Source organism: Pseudomonas vancouverensis (genome assembly GCF_004348895.1).
GTDB classification, from domain to species: domain Bacteria; phylum Pseudomonadota; class Gammaproteobacteria; order Pseudomonadales; family Pseudomonadaceae; genus Aquipseudomonas; species Aquipseudomonas vancouverensis.
Map to the genome: position 1 here is coordinate 74,057 of NZ_RRZK01000023.1, position 17,883 is coordinate 91,939.

18 protein-coding genes are annotated in these 17,883 nt (G+C 60.0%); 5 read left to right on the forward strand and 13 right to left on the reverse strand.

Annotated features, from left to right (window positions below; all coding sequences use genetic code 11):
* Window positions 1–38: 38 nt before the first annotated feature.
* Window positions 39–386, forward strand: coding sequence for a hypothetical protein (locus EIY72_RS16970; RefSeq protein WP_093220518.1), 348 nt, complete (start codon window positions 39–41; stop codon window positions 384–386).
* 51 nt (window positions 387–437) lie between these two features.
* On the forward strand, window positions 438–1,589 hold the full coding sequence (locus EIY72_RS16975) for a PQQ-dependent sugar dehydrogenase (RefSeq protein WP_093220522.1): 1,152 nt from the start codon (window positions 438–440) through the stop codon (window positions 1,587–1,589).
* An 85-nt stretch (window positions 1,590–1,674) separates the two neighbouring features.
* Here EIY72_RS16975 and EIY72_RS16980 read toward each other — a convergent pair whose 3' ends face one another.
* Window positions 1,675–2,010: an ABA4-like family protein gene (locus EIY72_RS16980; protein ID WP_093220526.1), complete on the reverse strand. Its 336-nt coding sequence runs from the start codon at window positions 2,008–2,010 to the stop codon at window positions 1,675–1,677.
* A gap of 250 nt (window positions 2,011–2,260) precedes the next feature.
* On the opposite strand from EIY72_RS16980, the gene ilvA reads away from it, so the two are divergent.
* A complete protein-coding gene (gene ilvA, locus EIY72_RS16985; RefSeq protein WP_093220530.1) occupies window positions 2,261–3,274 on the forward strand; it encodes a threonine ammonia-lyase, biosynthetic in 1,014 nt (337 codons plus the stop codon).
* A gap of 18 nt (window positions 3,275–3,292) precedes the next feature.
* Here ilvA and eco read toward each other — a convergent pair whose 3' ends face one another.
* Window positions 3,293–3,775, reverse strand: coding sequence for a serine protease inhibitor ecotin (eco, locus tag EIY72_RS16990; protein WP_093220535.1), 483 nt, complete (start codon window positions 3,773–3,775; stop codon window positions 3,293–3,295).
* A 277-nt stretch (window positions 3,776–4,052) separates the two neighbouring features.
* Between eco and EIY72_RS16995 the strand changes: the two genes are divergently transcribed.
* Window positions 4,053–4,319, forward strand: coding sequence for a DUF1652 domain-containing protein (locus EIY72_RS16995; RefSeq protein ID WP_093220540.1), 267 nt, complete (start codon window positions 4,053–4,055; stop codon window positions 4,317–4,319).
* On the opposite strand, the gene EIY72_RS17000 is transcribed toward EIY72_RS16995, so the two are convergent.
* Window positions 4,316–4,711, reverse strand: coding sequence for a hypothetical protein (locus tag EIY72_RS17000; protein WP_093220543.1), 396 nt, complete (start codon window positions 4,709–4,711; stop codon window positions 4,316–4,318). The genes EIY72_RS16995 and EIY72_RS17000 overlap by 4 nt on opposite strands.
* A gap of 87 nt (window positions 4,712–4,798) precedes the next feature.
* On the reverse strand, window positions 4,799–5,065 hold the full coding sequence (locus EIY72_RS17005; RefSeq protein WP_093220547.1) for a DUF2790 domain-containing protein: 267 nt from the start codon (window positions 5,063–5,065) through the stop codon (window positions 4,799–4,801).
* Window positions 5,066–5,399: 334 nt separating this feature from the next.
* Here EIY72_RS17005 and EIY72_RS17010 point away from each other — a divergent pair, with 334 nt between their 5' ends.
* On the forward strand, window positions 5,400–6,701 hold the full coding sequence (locus tag EIY72_RS17010; RefSeq protein ID WP_093220552.1) for an OprD family porin: 1,302 nt from the start codon (window positions 5,400–5,402) through the stop codon (window positions 6,699–6,701).
* Between the two features lie 74 nt (window positions 6,702–6,775).
* On the opposite strand, the gene EIY72_RS17015 is transcribed toward EIY72_RS17010, so the two are convergent.
* The 9 genes from EIY72_RS17015 to EIY72_RS17055 form a co-directional block, all read right to left on the reverse strand.
* A complete protein-coding gene (locus EIY72_RS17015) occupies window positions 6,776–7,720 on the reverse strand; it encodes a carbohydrate kinase family protein (RefSeq protein WP_093220556.1) in 945 nt (314 codons plus the stop codon).
* A gap of 12 nt (window positions 7,721–7,732) precedes the next feature.
* A complete protein-coding gene (xylB, locus tag EIY72_RS17020) occupies window positions 7,733–9,229 on the reverse strand; it encodes a xylulokinase (protein WP_093220560.1) in 1,497 nt (498 codons plus the stop codon).
* Between the two features lie 85 nt (window positions 9,230–9,314).
* On the reverse strand, window positions 9,315–10,787 hold the full coding sequence (locus tag EIY72_RS17025; RefSeq protein WP_132680155.1) for a mannitol dehydrogenase family protein: 1,473 nt from the start codon (window positions 10,785–10,787) through the stop codon (window positions 9,315–9,317).
* A 16-nt stretch (window positions 10,788–10,803) separates the two neighbouring features.
* On the reverse strand, window positions 10,804–11,907 hold the full coding sequence (locus tag EIY72_RS17030; RefSeq protein ID WP_093220565.1) for an ABC transporter ATP-binding protein: 1,104 nt from the start codon (window positions 11,905–11,907) through the stop codon (window positions 10,804–10,806).
* Window positions 11,908–12,053: 146 nt separating this feature from the next.
* Entirely contained in the window at window positions 12,054–12,884 is an 831-nt protein-coding gene (locus tag EIY72_RS17035) for a carbohydrate ABC transporter permease (RefSeq protein ID WP_093220569.1), read from the reverse strand.
* An 8-nt stretch (window positions 12,885–12,892) separates the two neighbouring features.
* Window positions 12,893–13,819, reverse strand: a complete 927-nt coding sequence (locus tag EIY72_RS17040) for a carbohydrate ABC transporter permease (RefSeq protein ID WP_093220574.1) — start codon at window positions 13,817–13,819, stop codon at window positions 12,893–12,895.
* A 166-nt stretch (window positions 13,820–13,985) separates the two neighbouring features.
* On the reverse strand, window positions 13,986–15,296 hold the full coding sequence (locus EIY72_RS17045; RefSeq protein WP_093220579.1) for an ABC transporter substrate-binding protein: 1,311 nt from the start codon (window positions 15,294–15,296) through the stop codon (window positions 13,986–13,988).
* Window positions 15,297–15,555: 259 nt separating this feature from the next.
* A complete protein-coding gene (locus EIY72_RS17050) occupies window positions 15,556–16,461 on the reverse strand; it encodes an AraC family transcriptional regulator (RefSeq protein WP_093220586.1) in 906 nt (301 codons plus the stop codon).
* Between the two features lie 82 nt (window positions 16,462–16,543).
* Window positions 16,544–17,839, reverse strand: a complete 1,296-nt coding sequence (locus tag EIY72_RS17055; RefSeq protein WP_093220591.1) for a glycosyltransferase — start codon at window positions 17,837–17,839, stop codon at window positions 16,544–16,546.
* Window positions 17,840–17,883 lie beyond the last annotated feature (44 nt).

The window sequence follows — 17,883 nt, forward strand, 5'->3', positions numbered from 1 at the left end:
TGGTTGAGCAATCACGCTGATCAAGAGTGAGGCTTGCCATGAACCGAACTGTATCTGGCGCCATGCTGCTGGCCTTGAGTGGCCTGTTTAGCCTGGCAGCACAGGCCGATGTTTCCGCCACCTCGCAACTGGCGCAGAACCTGCCAGGCAGCGCCAACAACAACCCCTACAACAGTCCGATTCGTCGGGCCAATCCCAACAGCATGCAGGGTACTCAACCCAATGCGCCGGTGATTCGTGGCCCCAATACCGTGCCCATTCAGCGTGCGCCAACCCTGGACAACGGTGGCATTGGCAATCGCTACCCAGCGGCCACGCCGCCGGCCAGCCCGCCGAAATTCATCCCTAACCCACCGCATCGAGATGCCGACACCCGTAACCCTTGAACGCAAGGGGCTGGCGGACGCTCGCCATTTCAACCACAAAAGGAATCGTGCATGTTGCGAAAAGGATTACTCACCACGTTGTGCGTCAGTGCAATGCTTGCCGTCAGCCATCCCCTGTTGGCGTCACCCTCCCGTGAAATGGACAGCGAGAAGGGCATGCTTGAAGTGACCCCGATCGTGACGGGGCTGGATCATCCGTGGGCGCTGGCGTTTCTACCGGATGGCCAGGGTATGCTGGTCACCGAACGGCCTGGCAACCTGCGATTGGTCGGCGTCGATGGTACGTTGTCGGAGCCGCTCAGCGGGGTACCGAAAGTCTGGGCCAAAGGGCAGGGCGGCTTGCTGGACGTCGCCTTGTCACCGGACTTCAAGCAGGATCGCCTGGTGTATCTGACCTACGCCGAGGGCGGCGGCCCGGAGGGCAAGGCCGGTACTGCCGTGGGCAGGGGCCGGTTGTCGCAAGATCTGACAGCGCTCAAGGATTTCCAGGTGATCCTGCGTCAGGAACCCAAGCTGTCGGTGGGTAACCATTTCGGTTCACGACTGGTGTTCGATCGTGACGGTTACCTGTTCGTCACCCTCGGCGAAAACAATGACCGGCCAACCGCCCAAGACCTCGACAAACTGCAGGGCAAGGTGGTGCGCATCTACCCGGATGGCAGGGTGCCAGATGACAATCCCTTTGTCGGTCAGGCTAACGTGCGCCCGGAAATCTGGTCCTACGGGCAACGCAACCCGCAGGGGGCGGCACTCAATCCGTGGAGCGGCACTTTATGGGAAAACGAGCACGGCCCGCGAGGCGGTGACGAGGTCAACATCATCGAGCGTGGCAAGAATTACGGCTGGCCCTTGGCGACCCATGGCATCAACTACTCCGGGCAGCCGATTCCGGAGGCCAAAGGGAAAACCGTCGACGGGACGGTCCCGCCGCACCATGTCTGGGAAAAATCCCCGGGTCTGAGTGGCATGGCGTTTTATGACGCCGACCGTTTCAAGGCCTGGCAGCACAACGTATTCATCGGTGCGTTGGTTAGCCAGGAGCTGATCCGCCTGCAATTCGACGGCGACAAGGTGGTGCACGAGGAGCGCCTGCTCGGCGAACTGAACAAGCGTATCCGCGACGTCCGCCAGGGACCGGACGGCTATCTGTATGTGTTGACCGATGAGGATAACGGTGGCCTGTATCGGGTGGGCTTGAAATAAACGCAATGCTGCCGGCACCGGGTTACTGGCAATGGCGTCCTCAGCGGTAATGCATGCCCGATGGTTGCCTTTGCCAGCAAAGGAGTCAGGCCGATGGTGAAAGCCCAGGCGCTTTTTTCCGGTCCTGAACCCCACGCACCACCAGATACAACAACGGCCCGATGGATACAAAAAACGCCGTGATCAGCAGATAAGGCACCACTGAAAGTGCTGATTTTCCACGTTGGCGTGCATCCCGGTACATCCAGATGCCTGCCAGCGTGGCCAGCAGATAAAGATCTATTACCACTTGTGCCGTATCGGGGCGCGACATCAGGCTGATGCCAAAATCGATCAGCGATTGTTCGGCCTGAAGCATCACTGAAGCGGTATAACCGGCGAAGGCGAGCAGGGCGATGAGGGGCAGGGTTATGGTCGTCATGTGTGTCCTTCCTTGGGATGATGAGCAGAACACCCAGAGTATCCGAGTCAATCGTGGATTGGCCATTGACTTGCCATCAGCGGCCGGCTAATTTCGAGTCATGACTTCCACCGTACTGCGCTGCCAGCCAAGCATTATTACCGCCATTCCTTATTTGGCGGGCTAGCTCACGACTGCAGCACCCAACCCGCCCAAGAGGCGGGTTTTCAATTTCTGTCTCCTGGGTTCCGATCAAAGTCAGGAGACGTCCATGCGTTGCACAACCGAACAGCAAGCCCTGCTGGAACACTACGTCAAGCAAATCCTCGCCGCACCGGTGTACGAACTGGCGGTGCGCACGCCACTGCAGCTTGCGCCGGCCTTATCAGACGCTTTGGGCAATCAAATTCTGCTCAAGCGCGAAGACTTGCAACCAACCTTCTCCTTCAAGATCCGTGGTGCCTACAACAAGTTGGTGCAACTGTGCGATGCGCAAAAGGCACGCGGCGTGGTTACCGCTTCAGCCGGTAACCACGCCCAGGGCGTGGCATTGGCGGCTCGGGAGCTGGGGATTGAAGCCACTATCGTCATGCCCAACACGACCCCGCAACTGAAAGTGCATGGCGTACGCAGCCGGGGTGCCGACGCGGTATTGCACGGCGAGAGTTTTCCGTTCGCCCTGGCCCATGCACTGGAACTGGCCCGGGAAACTGGTCGTACCTTCGTCTCGCCGTTCGATGACCCGCAAGTGATTGCCGGCCAAGGCACTGTGGCCATGGAGATCCTCCGTCAACATCAGGGTTCGCTGGAGGCGATCTTCGTGCCGGTGGGGGGTGGCGGGTTGATCGCGGGGATCGCCGCCTATGTGAAATACCTGCGGCCAGAGGTGCGCATCATCGGTGTGGAGTCGGAACATTCGGCGTGCCTGCAAGCGGCATTACAGGCCGGTGAACGGGTTGTCCTGCCCAGCGTCGGCACCTTCGCCGATGGCGTGGCGGTTGCGCAGATCGGTGCATTCGGGTTTGAGGTCTGCAGGTTTTGTGTGGATGAGGTGCTGACGGTCAGCAATGACGAGCTCTGCGCTGCGATCAAGAATATCTACGACGATACCCGCTCGATCACCGAACCTTCCGGCGCATTGGCGGTGGCAGGCATCAAGAAGTACATCGCCCGGACCGGGGTACGCAACCAGACCCTGGTCGCCATCGATTCGGGGGCCAACATCAACTTCGACAGCCTGGGCCATGTCGCCGAGCGCGCCGCGCAGTGCGGCGCGTCCGTGTGAACCTGTGCAGAAGGCCGTTTACTCCTGAACGGCCTTTTCAACCGAGGCAGAGGCCGACCAGATTCGGTAGCGCACTTCGATGTCCTTGGGCACATAGAGCACGATCGGCAGTTTGCTGTTGTAACGCAACATGAAGCCGTCCCCGACCACCGGGACAAAATCCTCTTTGCTCTTGCCGTCCGGGCAAGCCATCAAGGTGCTCATCGGGCCAATGACTTTTTCCAGGCGGTAGAAGGGATAGCCCCAGCCCTCAAGGTTTTTCTCTTCGAGGATGCCGCCGAGGCGTTGGCGATTGCAGTCGACCTTCAATGTCTTGCCGGCGATCACCTCGACCTGGAAGTCATCCTCCCGGGTCTGCGGGGCAAGGCGAATGACCTGGCGGGTGAAGCCGCTGTCGGCTTTCGGGTAGGGAGCAACGTCTTCGAGTTTCGCGGCGTGCGCCAGACTGGACAGCCCAACAGCGATCAAACCGAGGGTCGCGTTAAAAGTGAAAGTACCCATGAAGCCTCCTGGCCAGTGATCAAGGAGGCATTCTTACCGGCGATGGCTGCGAATGCAAACCGCTGTTGGCTGTGCAAATTGCAGGGCTGAAAACCGGCGTTCTTGCAAATTGCATGAGGGCTCTGACACAAAAGTTCGATAAACCCTTGATTTGCCGATGAGCTGCACAGCGAAAATCGAGGCATGTTTTATGCTGTAGCTGTCCTTGAAGCTTGCCGGGATTTCATATGAGCAAGCGCTGATCGTCATTGGCAGTCTCACAAAGGAGAGGGTCGCCATGTTTCTATCTGCCTTGGAACTTCGCAACATCATCGAAAGCAGTTTTTTACCCAAGCGTTGCCAGTGCACCTTGTCTCCCGAGCTGTCGATGACCGTCAAGGTCTACGCAGACGGGCAAACCGACCAGCTCGATCTGTTGGTGTCCGGAATCGACGCTTCAGGGCTCAACGGTTGTCGGGAGATCAATGAGCTGATTGCCCAATTGCGCTCCCGACAACAGCACGTAGAAGTCGAGCCGTATTCGCGGATGGGTAAAGCGCTTTAAAGCGCTGCTTCCAGTTGTACCGACATGCGCCGGGTCTGGAAAAATGCCAGGCCCAGCGCCAGTTCAACGCCGACTGCCAGCAGTATGCCCGGGCCGGCGTGACCGTTCAGCCATTCAGCGAATCCCAGCACCGCCAAGCCCCAACACGCCACGACAAAGCTGCTGCTCAGCGCTTGGCGGATGGTGGAAGGGCCTTCGTTGCGTACCAGAAAAAGCAACAGACTCCAGGCTGCGAACAGCACCGCCGTGCGTCGGGCTACCAGGCCAGCCGTCAGCGAATATTCATTGTCCCAGAGCAGCAGCATCCATTGCGGTGCAAATCCCCAGACCAGGGACAGCAACAGGCACAGCAACGCGGTAAAAATCGACAGGGTACGAAACGACAACTGCATGGCCAATCCTTGCGGGCAGTAAGAGAGGGCTAGAGCATAGCGCCAGAACCCTCTCGGGAGTACTGGGTGTCGAATCGGACCTTTCGGTCAATCGTTCGTGCTGCAGGCGTCGGACATTTTGCGGTAGGTGATTTCCTCAGGCTTGCCCTTGTCGTCGATGTACTTCATGTCGGCGGTCACTACCTTGCAACGCAGCGTGCTGGGTTCGCTCAAGGAGATGACTTTGGCGATGTGCAGCGGCATGCCGTATTCATAGGGTACGGCTTGTGAGGTTGAGGTGTCGTTGGCCTGGGCCAGGCCGGCGAATGCCGAGCAGGCCAGGACTGCGGTCATCAGTAGCGTGCGAGTGTTCATGAGTGATCTCCGAGGCGGACGGAAAGTCATCGGCTCGACGCGAGCGTCGAGCCGGCCGCACCGGGGCATCAGCGACAGCTGAGGGCGTGCGGTCCGTTTCAGTGTTGAAGCGCGCGGTTAAGCGACGGTTAACCCGGCTGAATGCGACCTGTCGATTACAGGATGTCGATGGAAGGTCCGACTAAAGTCGTCTGCGCTGAACAGGAGCGTTCTGCCATCATTGTAGTTCACCCCCCGCCTGTCGACGTTACCTGGCCAACCATCGGTCCGGGGCGACGGCTGTTTTCTGATTTGTTGCGCCATGGCGCAAACGCTGCACTGTTGGAGCTTTTTCATGCGTCCCCCCTTTACGTTTGTATCCGCCCGCCAGTCCCTGGGCTTTGGCGTTGTAGCGCTGTGCGCCGGTTTTGCCGGCCAGGCGTTTGCCAGCGGATTTATCGACGACACCACCGCGAAGGTTGAATCACGCACGGTGTATTTCAATCGCGACTTTCGCGACGGGCACACCGCCTCAGACCAAGGCGCATCAAAACGCGATGAGGCGGCGCAAGGGTTCATCCTCAACCTGCAATCGGGTTACACCGAAGGCACGGTCGGTGTGGGTGTGGACGCATTGGGCATGCTCGGACTCAAACTCGACTCCAGCGCCGACAGCAGCAACAGCGGCTTGCTGCCATCCTCCGGCAATAACCCGCGTGGTTCAGAGGATCAGTACGCCAAACTGGGGCTGACCGCCAAGGTGCGTGTGTCTGATAGCGTCCTCAAGTACGGCGCGCTGCTGCCGGACGTGCCGTTGCTCAAGTACAACGACGGCCGTCTGCTGCCGACGATGTTCAACGGTGCACTGCTGACCTCCAAAGAGCTCAAGGACTTGACGTTCTTGGCGGCACGCCTGGACAAATACACCGCCCGGGATTCCACCGACGCCCAGGACATCCGCGTGCACTGCAAGAACAAGCGCTATGCCTGCAACATCACCGCCGATCATTTCGACATGTACGGCCTGGACTACAAGATCAACGAGCGCCTGACCGCCCAGTATCATTACGCCGAACTCGAAGACATCTATCGCCAGCATTTCCTTGGTCTGCTGGCCAGCCAACCTCTGGCCGAGGGGGTGCTCAAAGCCGATCTGCGCCTGCTCAAGAGTGCCGACAGTGGCGCTGCGCGCGCCGGCTCCATCGACAACCGGGCGTTGAGCGGCATGCTCGCCTATGCGGTCAGTGGTCACACCTTCAGCGCCGGCTGGCAGCGCATGAACGGTGACAATTCGATGCCATACCTCGATGGCAGCAATCCGTACCTGGTGAACTATGTCCAGGTCAACGACTTCGCTGCCGCCCAGGAGCGTTCCTGGCAACTGCGTTACGACTATGACTTCAAGGCTGTGGGCCTTAATGGCCTGACGTTCCTGACCCGTTATGTCAACGGCGATCACATCAAGGTGCCGGGCAGCGATCAGGAAGGTAAAGAGTGGGAGCGCGACAGCGAACTCAAATACGTGGTGCAGGGCGGGACGTTCAAGGATGTCAGCCTGCGCTTGCGCAACGCGACCTACCGCACCAACTACGAGCAGTTCGCCCGGGATGTGGATGAAACGCGGTTGATCGTCAGCTACAACTTTTCAGTGTTGTAGCGGCTGTGCCATCGCGAGCAAGCTCCCACAGTTGATCCTTGAGGGAACGGGCTTACTCGCGAAGGGTTTTCAGCTCAACGAGGCGCTACCTGCTGCCGATACGGCAAATCAGGGCCGACCTTGCTGCAGGTCAGCGCCGCTGCCTGCACCGCAAACCCGAGCATCCCGTCGATCTGCTCCCGTGTCAGTTGCTGCACACCTTCGACCGAGTCCAGACCCTGCTCGGTCAACCAGGTAATCAAGGCTGCCTGGAAGGTATCACCGGCGCCGACCGTGTCGGCGATTTTCGCGGCGCTCGCCGGTACCGACCATGAGCCATGCACGCGGCTGAACACACTCGCACCTTCACCACCACGGGTGAGGAAAACCACCTGGCAGCGATGCTGCAACCACCCCTCGATCACCTGCGCCGGATGTTGCCCCGGATAGAGCAGGTGCAAGTCCTCGTCACTGACTTTGATCAGGTCGGCCAGCTCCACCAGCGTTGCCACTCGTGAGCGCCACAGGTCGATGTTCGGCTCGGGATTGAGGCGCACGTTCGGGTCGAGGCTGATCAGGCGCTTGCCGCTTTCACGCCGGACCAACGCCAGCAAGGTGTCGGCAATCGGCTGCACCACCAGCGAGAACGAACCCACGTGCAGCCCGCGCACGTCTGGCCCCAGTGCCGGCAGATGTGACGGCAGCAGCTGTCGATCGGCGCAACCTTCACCGCGGAAACTGTACTGCGGCGAGCCATTGGCCCCGACCGCGACCATTGCCAGGGTGGTCGGTGCATCGAAGTCGAGCAGGTAATCCTGGCTCACGCCTTCGTCCTGCAGCACTTGCAGCAAGCGCCGGCCGAGGTAGTCCCTGGACAGCCCTGCGAGCAAGGCCGATTCCACGCCCAGACGGCGCAGGCCCACTGCCACGTTGAACGGCGAGCCACCGGCGATGGCTTTGAAATTCACTTTCGAGGCCAGACCGCTGGCGTCGTTTTCACTGAAAAAATCGAACAGCGCTTCGCCACACACCAGGTACATAGTTGTTCACTCTCAAAGGGCTGCGACATGCTGTCGATAGCGTTGGTAGACCGGTTCAAAGGCCTGCACATGGTCGGCATCGGGCAGGGTCTGGCTCGCCGGGTCGAGTTTTACGCAGCGGGCGCACAAGTCCGCCAGACTGTCCCCGTTGCCGCTAGCCGAAGAAGTGCACCAGGCCGCCTGGATCGCCGCACCCAGAGCCGCGGCTTCGCGTTGTTCGGTGCAGATCACCGGGGTGTTCATGATATCGGCAACCATCTGTCGCCACACCGCGCTTTTCGAACCGCCACCGATCAGGCAAATGCTGCGGCTTTGTAATCCATTCTGCCGCAGCAGGTCCAGCCCGTAGCGCAAACCGAAGGTCGTGCCTTCAACCACGGCGCGACACAGATTGGCCCGGGTCAGGTTGCTCATGGTCAGGCCCAGCAGGCTGCCGCTGGCGTGGGGCAGGGCGGGAACGCGTTCGCCGTTGAGAAAAGGCAGCATGCTCACGCCCTCGGCACCGATCGGCGCTTGCGCCACCAGGTCGTTGAAGTGGTTCAGATCGAGATCGAACAGCTCACGAACCACACCGGTGGCATTGGTCAGGTTCATCGTGCAGATCAACGGCAACCAGCCACCGCTGGACGAACAGAAGGTCGCCACTGCGGCGTCCGGACTGACCCTCGGCTGGTCGGCATAGGCGTACACGGTGCCTGAAGAACCCAGGCTCATGGTGATCGCTCCGGGGCGGATGTTGCCGGTGCCGATCGCGCCCATCATGTTGTCGCCGCCGCCGCTGGAGACCAGGGCCTGCGGGTTGATCCCAAGTTGCTCGGCGATGCCCGGCAGAATCGTGCCGACCGCCTGGTGAGCGTCGATCAGCTCCGGCAATGCGCCTTGCAGACGCCCGCTGGGGTCGATGTCGCGCAGCAACTGCACATCCCACTGACGCGTGCGCACATTGAAATACCCGGTGCCCGAGGCGTCGCCGAATTCGCTGCAACAGCGCCCGGTCAGCCAGAAGTTGAGGTAATCGTGAGGCAGCAGGACATGGGCGATTCGAGAGAAAACGTCCGGATGCTGCTCCAGGGTCCAGAGCAGTTTGGACACCGTGTAGCCCGGCGCGATGACCACGCCCAGTCGTTCCAGTGAGCCGGCTTCACCACCGAGTTGCTTGAGCAAACGGTCATTTTCCGCAGTGGTCTCGGTGTCGCACCAGAGCTTGGCCGGGCGTAATACTTCGCCTTGCTGATCGAGCAGAACAAGCCCGTGTTGTTGCCCGGATACGCCGATGCCGAGAATTGACTGACCATCGACCCCGGCCGCCAGCAATGCCTGGCGGGTGGCGCGGGTGAAGGCTTCGAGCCATTGCCCGGTGTCTTGTTCGCGGCGGCCGTTGGCGCCGCTGATCAGGCTGTGGCTCGCTGCGCCCTGACCAAGGACTTCGCCACTGAGCGCATCGAGAATGACCGCCTTGCTGCCCTGGGTACCGCAGTCGACGCCGAGGAACAGTTGTTGATTTGCCATGGGGGATCTCTGGAGTGTCAGGTTTATCAGGGTGAAACCATTCGCTTGCCTGCTGGCAAAGGCGGTCTTAATGTCACCTGCGCACTTACGCCAGCACCCGCTCCAACGTTCGCGAAACTCCAACCTCGCGCAAACTGTTGCAACACCACTCGAACGCCGCGACAAATTCCGCCGAGCGTGGAATCGCCTCGCCGAAAATCTCCTCGACCGCCAACAACCGTTGGGTGATCAAGGCATCATCGGCCACCAGCGCCTGACAAAACGCAGCCCGTGGATCTGGCACCGTGTAAGTTTCGCCGTTCTCATCAATCCCCTTCAGGTACAAGGCCCAGGCCGCCACCACCAGCGCCGCACGCCTGGTCTCGCGTCCGTCGGCGATCAGGCGGTTGATCGTCGGCACGGTGAACTTCGGAAACTTCGACGAGCCGTCCGAGCACACCCGTTCAAGCTGATCGGCTATCGCCTGATTGGAAAAACGCGCCACCAGCGTGTTTTTGTAGTCGCACAGGTCAATGCCCGGCACTGGCGCCAGTTGTGGTGTGACATCGAGGTCCATGTAGGCGCGCATGTAACGCACGAACAGCGGGTCGTTCATGGTCTCGTGGACGAAACGGTAGCCTTTGAGGAAGCCGAGGTAAGTCAGGGCCAGGTGACTGCCGTTGAGCAGTTTGATCTTCATCTCTTCGTAGGGCGTAACGTCATCGGTGAATTGCACGCCGACCTTTTCCCAGGCCGGGCGACCGTTGACGAACTTGTCCTCCAGCACCCACTGCACAAAGGGTTCGCACACCACCGGCCAGGCATCGTCGACGCCGTGCTTGTCGGCCAGTTGCAGGCGATGGGCGGTGCTGGTCATGGGGGTAATGCGGTCGACCATGGCGTTGGGGAAACTGACATTGGCGTCGATCCAGTCGCGCAGCCCGGCATCGCGCAACGCGGCGAAAGCCAGCAGCGCCTTGCGGGTCACAGCGCCGTTATGCGGCAAGTTATCGCAGGACATCAATGTGAACGCTGCGGTGCCGGCGGCGCGGCGTTTGGCCAGGGCGGCACAGAGAAAACCGAACACGGTCCTGGGGGCTTGCGGGTGGGCCAGGTCATGCTGGATCTGCGGCAGATGGGCCATGAACTCGCCGTTGCTGTCGTCGATGCAATAGCCGCCCTCAGTGATGGTCAGCGAGACAATGCGGATCTCGGGGCTGGCGAGCTTGTCGATCAGTGCCTGGGCACTGTCTTCGGCCAGCAACATATCGCCAATGGCGCCGATGACCCGCACCTCGCTGTCGTCGCTGTCACCCAGTTCGAACAGGGTGAACAGGTAGTCCTGGGCCTGGAGGTCATCCCGGGCACGCCGGTCCTCGGGGCGCAGGCCGACACCGCAGATGCCCCAGTCCAGGCCTTCGCCCAGGTTCATCAATGCGTCGGTGTAGTAGGCCTGATGGGCGCGGTGAAAGCCGCCGACGCCAATGTGCGCAATGCCCTGGCGGATGTCGTCCAAGGCGTAGGTGGGTAACGCCACCTCGGGTGCGAGGCGGTTGAGGTTGTGTCGATTCAGTTTCATCACAGGCTCTCTGAAATCAGGCGGCAACGCGCAGCGGGCGGGTCAGCGCCACGCCGTCGGCATCGAATAAATGGCAGTGTGCGGCGTCCAGGTGCAGGCTCAGTTGTTCGCCGTAGCGACTGGCCAGGTCACCGCGAACGCGCATCGTCAGCGCTTCGCCGGAAGCGGTCAGTACATGGCAGAAGGTGTCGCTGCCCAGGCGTTCGCTGACATCGGCCGTGACCTGCAAGGTACAGTCACCCGGTTTGGCCAGCTCAAGGTGCTCCGGACGGATACCCAGGGTCACCGCGCCACCGACACTCAGGCTGGCGCCGCTTAGCGGCAGGCTGATGCGGGTTCCGGCGTCCAGTTGCACTTCACAACCCTGCGCTTCGATGCGGGTGACTTTGCCTTTGAGAAAGCCCATTTTCGGCGTGCCGAGAAAACCTGCGACAAACAGATTGGCCGGTTGGTGATACAACTCCAAAGGCGAGCCCACCTGCTCGATCACGCCGCCATTGAGCACCACCACCTTGTCGGCCATGGTCATGGCTTCCACCTGATCGTGGGTGACGTAGATCATGGTCGCTTGCAGGTCCTTGTGCAGGCGCAACAGTTCCAGGCGCATCTGAACGCGCAGCGCCGCGTCGAGGTTGGACAACGGCTCATCGAAGAGGAAAATCTTTGGATTGCGCACGATGGCCCGGCCTATCGCCACACGCTGGCGCTGACCTCCGGACAGTTGCTTGGGCTTGCGTTCCAGCATCGGCCCCAGTTCAAGGATGCGCGCCGCTTCGCTGACTTTTTTCTCCACCTCGGCCTTGGGCACCCCGGCCAGGTCGAGGGCAAAGGACATGTTCTTGCGCACGCTCATGTGTGGGTACAGGGCGTAGGTCTGGAACACCATCGCCAGGTCACGCTTGGCCGGGCTGACTTCGGTGATGTCTCGCCCGTCCAGTTCGATGGTGCCGCCGCTGACTTCTTCCAGCCCGGCGATCAGGCGCAACAGCGTGGATTTGCCACAGCCCGACGGCCCGACGAACACCACGAACTCCTTGTCGTTCACTTCCAGGTCGATGCCCTTGATGATGGAAAAACCTTCGAAGCCTTTTTGCAGATTGCTGATTTTCAGGTTGGCCATGGTGATGGGCCTCCAGCTGTTTTTATTCGACGAACTGTGGGTGCGAGCTTGCTCGCGATGGCTGCTTTACATTCAATATTGCTGTTGACTGACCCATCGCTATCGCGAGCAAGCTCGCTCCCACAATGGATCGTGTTGGGCAATCCTCACTTCACGGCACCGAACGACAGGCCGCGGACCAGTTGTTTCTGGCTGATCCAGCCGAAGATCAGGATCGGTGCGCAAGCCAGGGTCGAGACCGCCGACAACTTGGCCCAGAACAGTCCCTCGGGGCTTGAATAGGAGGCGATCAATGCCGTCAGTGGCGCTGCTTTCGACGAGGTCAGGTTCAGCGACCAGAACGCTTCGTTCCAGCACAGGATCAACGACAGCAGCACCGTCGACGCCAGGCCGCCTTTGGCAATGGGCAGCAACACCCGCAGCATCTCCTGCATCAGCGTTGCCCCGTCCAGCCGCGCGGCTTCGAGGATGTCCTTGGGGATGTCCTTGAAGTAGGTGTAAATCATCCAGACCACGATCGGCAGGTTGATCAGCGTGTAGATCGCGATCAGCGCAATCCGCGAGTCGAGCAGGCCGAAACTCTTGGCCAGCAGGTAGATCGGCATCAGCACGCCCACCGGCGGCAGCATCTTGGTCGAGAGCATCCACAGCAACGTGCGTTTGGTGTTGCGGGTTTCGTAGAACGCCATGGAGTAGGCGGCCGGCACTGCAATCAACAGGCACAGGGCGGTGGCACTGAAGGAAATCACCACCGAGTTCCAGGCGAAGCTGAAGTAGTCGCTGCGCTCATTGATGTGCAGGTAGTTCTCCAGGGTCGGCGTGAAGATGAACTGCGGTGGCGTGGCGAAAGCGTCGATTTCACTTTTGAAACTGGTCAGCACCATCCAGAAAATCGGGAAGAAAATCAGGATCGCGATGGCCCAGGCCAGGGTGCCCAGCAGCAGGCTTTGCAGACGACGGGATTGTTGAAGGGTCATGGCCAGCCTCACGCTTTGTCTGTCAGGTTTTTGCCGATCATGCGCACCAGCACGATGGCCGCGATGTTGGCGATGACCACGGCAATCAAGCCGCCTGCGGAGGCCATGCCGACGTCGAACTGCACCAGCGCCTGGTTGTAGATCAGGTAGGCGAGGTTGGTCGAGGCATAGCCGGGGCCGCCGTTGGTGGTGGTGAAGATTTCCGCGAACACCGACAGCAGGAAGATGGTTTCGATCATCACCACCACTGCAATCGGTCGCGCCAGGTGCGGCAGGGTCAGATGCCAGAAAATCGCGACCGGGCCCGCGCCATCGAGGCGTGCGGCTTCTTTCTGCTCCTGGTCCAGCGACTGCATGGCGGTCATCAGGATCAGGATGGCGAACGGCAGCCATTGCCACGAGACAATGATGATGATCGACAGCAGCGGGTAGTGCGCCAGCCAGTCCACCGGCTGCGCGCCGAACAGTTTCCAGACGTAGGCGAGCATTCCCGAGACCGGGTGGAAAATCAGGTTCTTCCAGATCAGCGCGCCGACGGTGGGCATGATGAAAAATGGCGAGATCAGCATCACCCGCACGATGCCGCGACCGAAGAACTCACTGGCTTCGAGCAAGGCGCTGATCAGCACGCCGAACACCACGCTGATCAACAGCACGCTGCCGACCAGCAAAAGGGTATTGGTCGCGCCGGGCAGGAAGCCCGAGTCGGTGAGAAAGTAGGTGAAGTTCTCGATGCCGACGAACTCGTTCTCGCCGGGATTGAGCAGGTTGTAGCGGATGGTGGAGAAGTAGAGGGTCATGCCCAGCGGCACGATCATCCACAGCAGTAGCAACAGGACCGAAGGGCTGACCAGGAACCAGCCCGGGTTGGCCAGACGGCTTTTGCGTTGGGGCTGGATGATGTCCAGATGAGCTTTGGCGGTTGATGTGTTCATGGCGTTTAACCCATTGACTACAGGCAAAGAAAACCAATTGTGGGAGCGAGTTTGCTCGCGATGGCGGACGGTCAGTCGATGCACCTGTCGAATGTGAAGGCGTCATCGTCGGAACGCCGCCCGGAGCAAGCTCGCTCCCACAACAGCAGGAGCAAGCGGGTGTGGGTTACTTGGGATAACCCGCGCGCTTCATCTCCCGCTCGGTACTTTGCTGAGCGGCGGCCAGGGCCTGATCCACCGTGGTCTGGCCGATCAGGGCGGCCGAGAACGATTTGCCGACCTGGGTGCCGATGCCCTGGAACTCGGGAATGGTCACCAGTTGAATGCCGATGTAAGGCACCGGTTTGAGCGTAGGTTTGCTCGGGTCTGCGGCCTTGAGCGATTCAAGCGTTACCCTGGCAAAGGGCGCGGCCGTCATGTAGGCCTCGCTGTAGGTGGACGCCCGGGTGCCCGGCGGCACGTTGGCGATGCCGTCGGTCTTGGCCACCAGCTCACCGTATTCCTTCGAGGTCGCCCAGGCGCTGAAGGTCTTTGCCGCGTCCTTGGCTTTCGAGCTGGTCGGAATGGCCAGCGCCCAGGAGTAGAGCCAGGCCGAACCTTTATCGGTGACTTGGTGCGGCGCGTAGGTGAAGCCAACGTGATCGGCGACCTTGCTTTGGGTCTTGTCCGTGACGAATGAACCGGCAACGCTGGCATCGACCCAGATGGCGCATTTGCCGCTGTTGAACAGCGCAAGATTTTCGTTGAAACCGTTGCTCGATGCGCCCGGCGGGCCGGACTTTTTCATATTGTCGACGTAGAAGGTCAACGCGTTTTTCCATTCCGGGCCGGTGAACTCCGGTTGCCACTTTTCATCGAACCAGCGCGCGCCGTAGGCATTGGCGAGGGTAGTGATCAGGGCCATGTTTTCACCCCAGCCGGCCTTGCCGCGCAGGCACAGGCCGTACTGTTCCTTGTCCTTGTTGGTGAGCTTTTCGGCGAACTCGCCGATCTGTTCCCAGGTCGGGCGCTCGGGCATGCTCAGGCCGGCATCCTTGAACAGGTCGGTGCGGTAATAGGTGATGGAACTCTCGGCGTAGAACGGCAGGGCGTACAGCGACCCCTTCACCGACAAGCCTTCGCGCACCGAGGGGAACACGTCGTCGAGGGCGTAACTCGCCGGCAGATCCTTCATGGGTTCCAGCCAGCCTTTGGCGCCCCAGAGTGCAGCTTCGTACATGCCGATGGTCAGCACGTCGAACTGGCCGCCCTGGGTGGCGATGTCGGTCGTCAGGCGCTGGCGCAGGACGTTTTCTTCGAGTACCACCCAGTTGAGCTTGATGTCCGGATGCTCGGCCTCGAAGGTTTTCGAAAGCTTTTGCATGCGAATCATGTCGCTGTTGTTGACGGTGGCGATGGTCAGGGTCTGGGCGCCAAGGCTGACGCTGCTCAGGGTCATGCAGGAGAGGGCAAGCAGAGCTTTTACGGAAGGTCGCATCGTGCACTCCAGTTCTGCACCCGGTGGGTGGCAGAAGGACGGTTATTGTTTTTGTGTTCTTCCGAATGCAGGAAGAATGTGCACTGATTACATCCTTCAAAGGCAGGCGAAACAAATCATCCGATGCACTCGGATCGATACTTTTTTGCACTGAAGTTTGCAGGGAGCAACGCAAGGAAGGGCTTTTCAGCGGTGAGGCGCTACTGAATCCGTATAGGTTGCAGGCAGAAATGGGGCTTCTACAAGATTCAGGGATGCATCAACCGTGGTTCTGCTCGGTCAACCGCTGCACCACCAACCGCCGATAATGGCTCGGCGTCATGCCCTTGAGCTGCTGAAAACGCCGGTTGAAATTGGAAATATTGTTGAAACCCGACTCGAAACACACGTCCGTCACCGGTTTGTTGCCATCGGCCAATAACTCGCAGGACTTGCTGATGCGCAGGCGATTGACGAACTCGATGAAATTGCGCCCCGTGGCCTGCTTGAACACCCGGCTGAAGTAAGTCGGTTTCATGCCCAGGTAATCCGCCACTTCCTCAAGCGGCAGTTCCCGGGCGTAGTGGGCGAAAATGTAATCCACGGCGCGGTTGGTGCGATCGATGTTGTGCTCGTCGGCCAGTTGCGGGGTCGTTGCCCCGGACAGCAATTGATAGTCGTCGGTGGCGGCGAGCAGTTCCAGCAGGATGAAGAAATGCCCAAGTCGGGTGACGCCGCTGGAATCGGCAATCGACTGCATCAAATCCATGGCGCGGCGAATGATGTGGCGATCGCGAAACTCGATGCCGTACTGGGCGCGCTCGAGCAAGGGCGCGAGGCTCTTGAGTTCAGCGAAAACCTGATAACCGCTGTCGAACAACTCGTCCGTAAAGTTGACCAGCATGTCGCGCTTGGGCACCACCTCGTCTTCGGCCACCTGGCTGATCCAGTTGTGCGGCAGATTGGGGCCGGTGAGGAACAGCGATTCGGGATAGAAGTTGCCGATGTAGTCGCCAATGAACACCTTGCCGGAGCTGGCGACGATCAGGTGCAGTTCGTATTCCTTGTGAAAATGCCAGCGCACCAGGGGACAGGGAAATCCGTGCTGGCGGTAAATGATGGACAGGCCGTTGTGGTCGTCCATCAACTCGTAGGAAGGGTCGGTGACGCGGGCGGTACGGGTCATGGCGCTGGCACTTTTGTGGTGATCGCACCTCGGATCATGCCTCTTTACCGCAGTGCTTTGCCAGTTTGCAGTGACCGCTCAGCTATTGCGGGTTGCGGTTCTTCGCTTCGATCCACTGCGCCATGTACTGGGTACTTTTGTGTGCGTGGTGACGAAGCATGCTGCCGGTGAAATTATCGCGGCGGATTTGAGTCAGGTGCTGCAGGCTATCGAGAAGTTTTTCAACCAGGGCAGGGCCGTGGACCGATTGCCGGTAACGGCTGCGTAGCAGCGCATCGCCCTGAGCCTGGGCGGTTTCCCATTGATCCTTGTTGTTGTAAAGCGCTACAGCACGCTCGGCAAATTCCCGGGCGGTATGTGTCACCGCGCCGGGCCACGGCTCTTGGTCGTGCATGGCCTCTGCACCCATAGGGGTCGTGACAATCGGTGTACCACACAACATGGCGTCAAGAATCTTGCCTTTGATACCCGCGCCAAAACGCAGCGGTGCCATGCAGATCCGCGCCGCAGACATGACCTCCAGTGAATCTTCAGCCCAGTTCATGACGTGAAAACCCTGGGTCGGGTTGTGCAATGCAGTCGCCTTGGGCGGCGTATAGGCACCATAGATATGCAGCTGGGCGTGCGGAAGCTGTTCACGAATCAACGGCCAGATGGCGGTCTTGAGCCAAAGCACGGCGTCCCAGTTTGGCGCATGACGGAAATTGCCGATGTGCAGAAAGTGCGTCCGCTCCTCGAATGCGCGCGGTGCCTCGATGGGCAGGTCCACCATCAACGGGCACCAGTGCAGCAAGTTGCGTGGCACCTTGAACTGCTCGATCAGCAATTGGCTTTCTACATCGGAAATCATCAGGTTCACGTCGCAGCGATAGATCGCCGCGATTTCTCGTTTGGCCACGTCAGTATCGGCCATCAACTCGAACTCTTCGCGCAGTGCCGGTGCGAACAGTTGACGGAAATCATCGGCGTCGTCGCTGGCTTTCAAGCGCGCCTTGAGACGCTGATGCCGTGCGTCACGCAGGCATTGCAAGTCAACGGTTTCCAGAACACGCAGTGCGCCAGGGCAGTGTTTCTCTACCCGCCATCCGAACTGCTCTTCCATCATGAAGCGGTCGAACAGCACGATGTCCGGAGCCAGTTCGCTGACGAAAGTATCGAAACTGCTGCTGTTGAGCTCGATGGGGACCTGGCGGATGCCCAGCGCAGTCAGATCCGCCGGGTGTTCACCGGCGCCGGCCGGACTGCTGAAGGTGATATCCCAGCCTTGCTGCATAAACGCTTCGAGGATTTGCATCATGTGCCCACCGGCGGCCGAAGAGCGGGGCTCGGGCCAGACGTAGCCGATGACCAGGACTCTGGTTGGGCGGGGGTGATTCATAAACTGGGTTTCCTAGGCGCGGGCACAGGGCAGGGGACTGTAAA

Excerpts from the sequence above, each read along its gene's own strand:
- EIY72_RS16970 (WP_093220518.1), top strand. The coding sequence starts at position 39 with ATGAACCGAACTGTATCTGGCGCCATGCTGCTGGCCTTGAGTGGCCTG.
- EIY72_RS16975 (WP_093220522.1), top strand. The coding sequence starts at position 438 with ATGTTGCGAAAAGGATTACTCACCACGTTGTGCGTCAGTGCAATGCTT.
- EIY72_RS16980 (WP_093220526.1), bottom strand. The coding sequence starts at position 2,010 with ATGACGACCATAACCCTGCCCCTCATCGCCCTGCTCGCCTTCGCCGGT.
- ilvA (WP_093220530.1), top strand. The coding sequence starts at position 2,261 with ATGCGTTGCACAACCGAACAGCAAGCCCTGCTGGAACACTACGTCAAG.
- eco (WP_093220535.1), bottom strand. The coding sequence starts at position 3,775 with ATGGGTACTTTCACTTTTAACGCGACCCTCGGTTTGATCGCTGTTGGG.
- EIY72_RS16995 (WP_093220540.1), top strand. The coding sequence starts at position 4,053 with ATGTTTCTATCTGCCTTGGAACTTCGCAACATCATCGAAAGCAGTTTT.
- EIY72_RS17000 (WP_093220543.1), bottom strand. The coding sequence starts at position 4,711 with ATGCAGTTGTCGTTTCGTACCCTGTCGATTTTTACCGCGTTGCTGTGC.
- EIY72_RS17005 (WP_093220547.1), bottom strand. The coding sequence starts at position 5,065 with ATGAACACTCGCACGCTACTGATGACCGCAGTCCTGGCCTGCTCGGCA.
- EIY72_RS17010 (WP_093220552.1), top strand. The coding sequence starts at position 5,400 with ATGCGTCCCCCCTTTACGTTTGTATCCGCCCGCCAGTCCCTGGGCTTT.
- EIY72_RS17015 (WP_093220556.1), bottom strand. The coding sequence starts at position 7,720 with ATGTACCTGGTGTGTGGCGAAGCGCTGTTCGATTTTTTCAGTGAAAAC.
- xylB (WP_093220560.1), bottom strand. The coding sequence starts at position 9,229 with ATGGCAAATCAACAACTGTTCCTCGGCGTCGACTGCGGTACCCAGGGC.
- EIY72_RS17025 (WP_132680155.1), bottom strand. The coding sequence starts at position 10,787 with ATGAAACTGAATCGACACAACCTCAACCGCCTCGCACCCGAGGTGGCG.
- EIY72_RS17030 (WP_093220565.1), bottom strand. The coding sequence starts at position 11,907 with ATGGCCAACCTGAAAATCAGCAATCTGCAAAAAGGCTTCGAAGGTTTT.
- EIY72_RS17035 (WP_093220569.1), bottom strand. The coding sequence starts at position 12,884 with ATGACCCTTCAACAATCCCGTCGTCTGCAAAGCCTGCTGCTGGGCACC.
- EIY72_RS17040 (WP_093220574.1), bottom strand. The coding sequence starts at position 13,819 with ATGAACACATCAACCGCCAAAGCTCATCTGGACATCATCCAGCCCCAA.
- EIY72_RS17045 (WP_093220579.1), bottom strand. The coding sequence starts at position 15,296 with ATGCGACCTTCCGTAAAAGCTCTGCTTGCCCTCTCCTGCATGACCCTG.
- EIY72_RS17050 (WP_093220586.1), bottom strand. The coding sequence starts at position 16,461 with ATGACCCGTACCGCCCGCGTCACCGACCCTTCCTACGAGTTGATGGAC.
- EIY72_RS17055 (WP_093220591.1), bottom strand. The coding sequence starts at position 17,839 with ATGAATCACCCCCGCCCAACCAGAGTCCTGGTCATCGGCTACGTCTGG.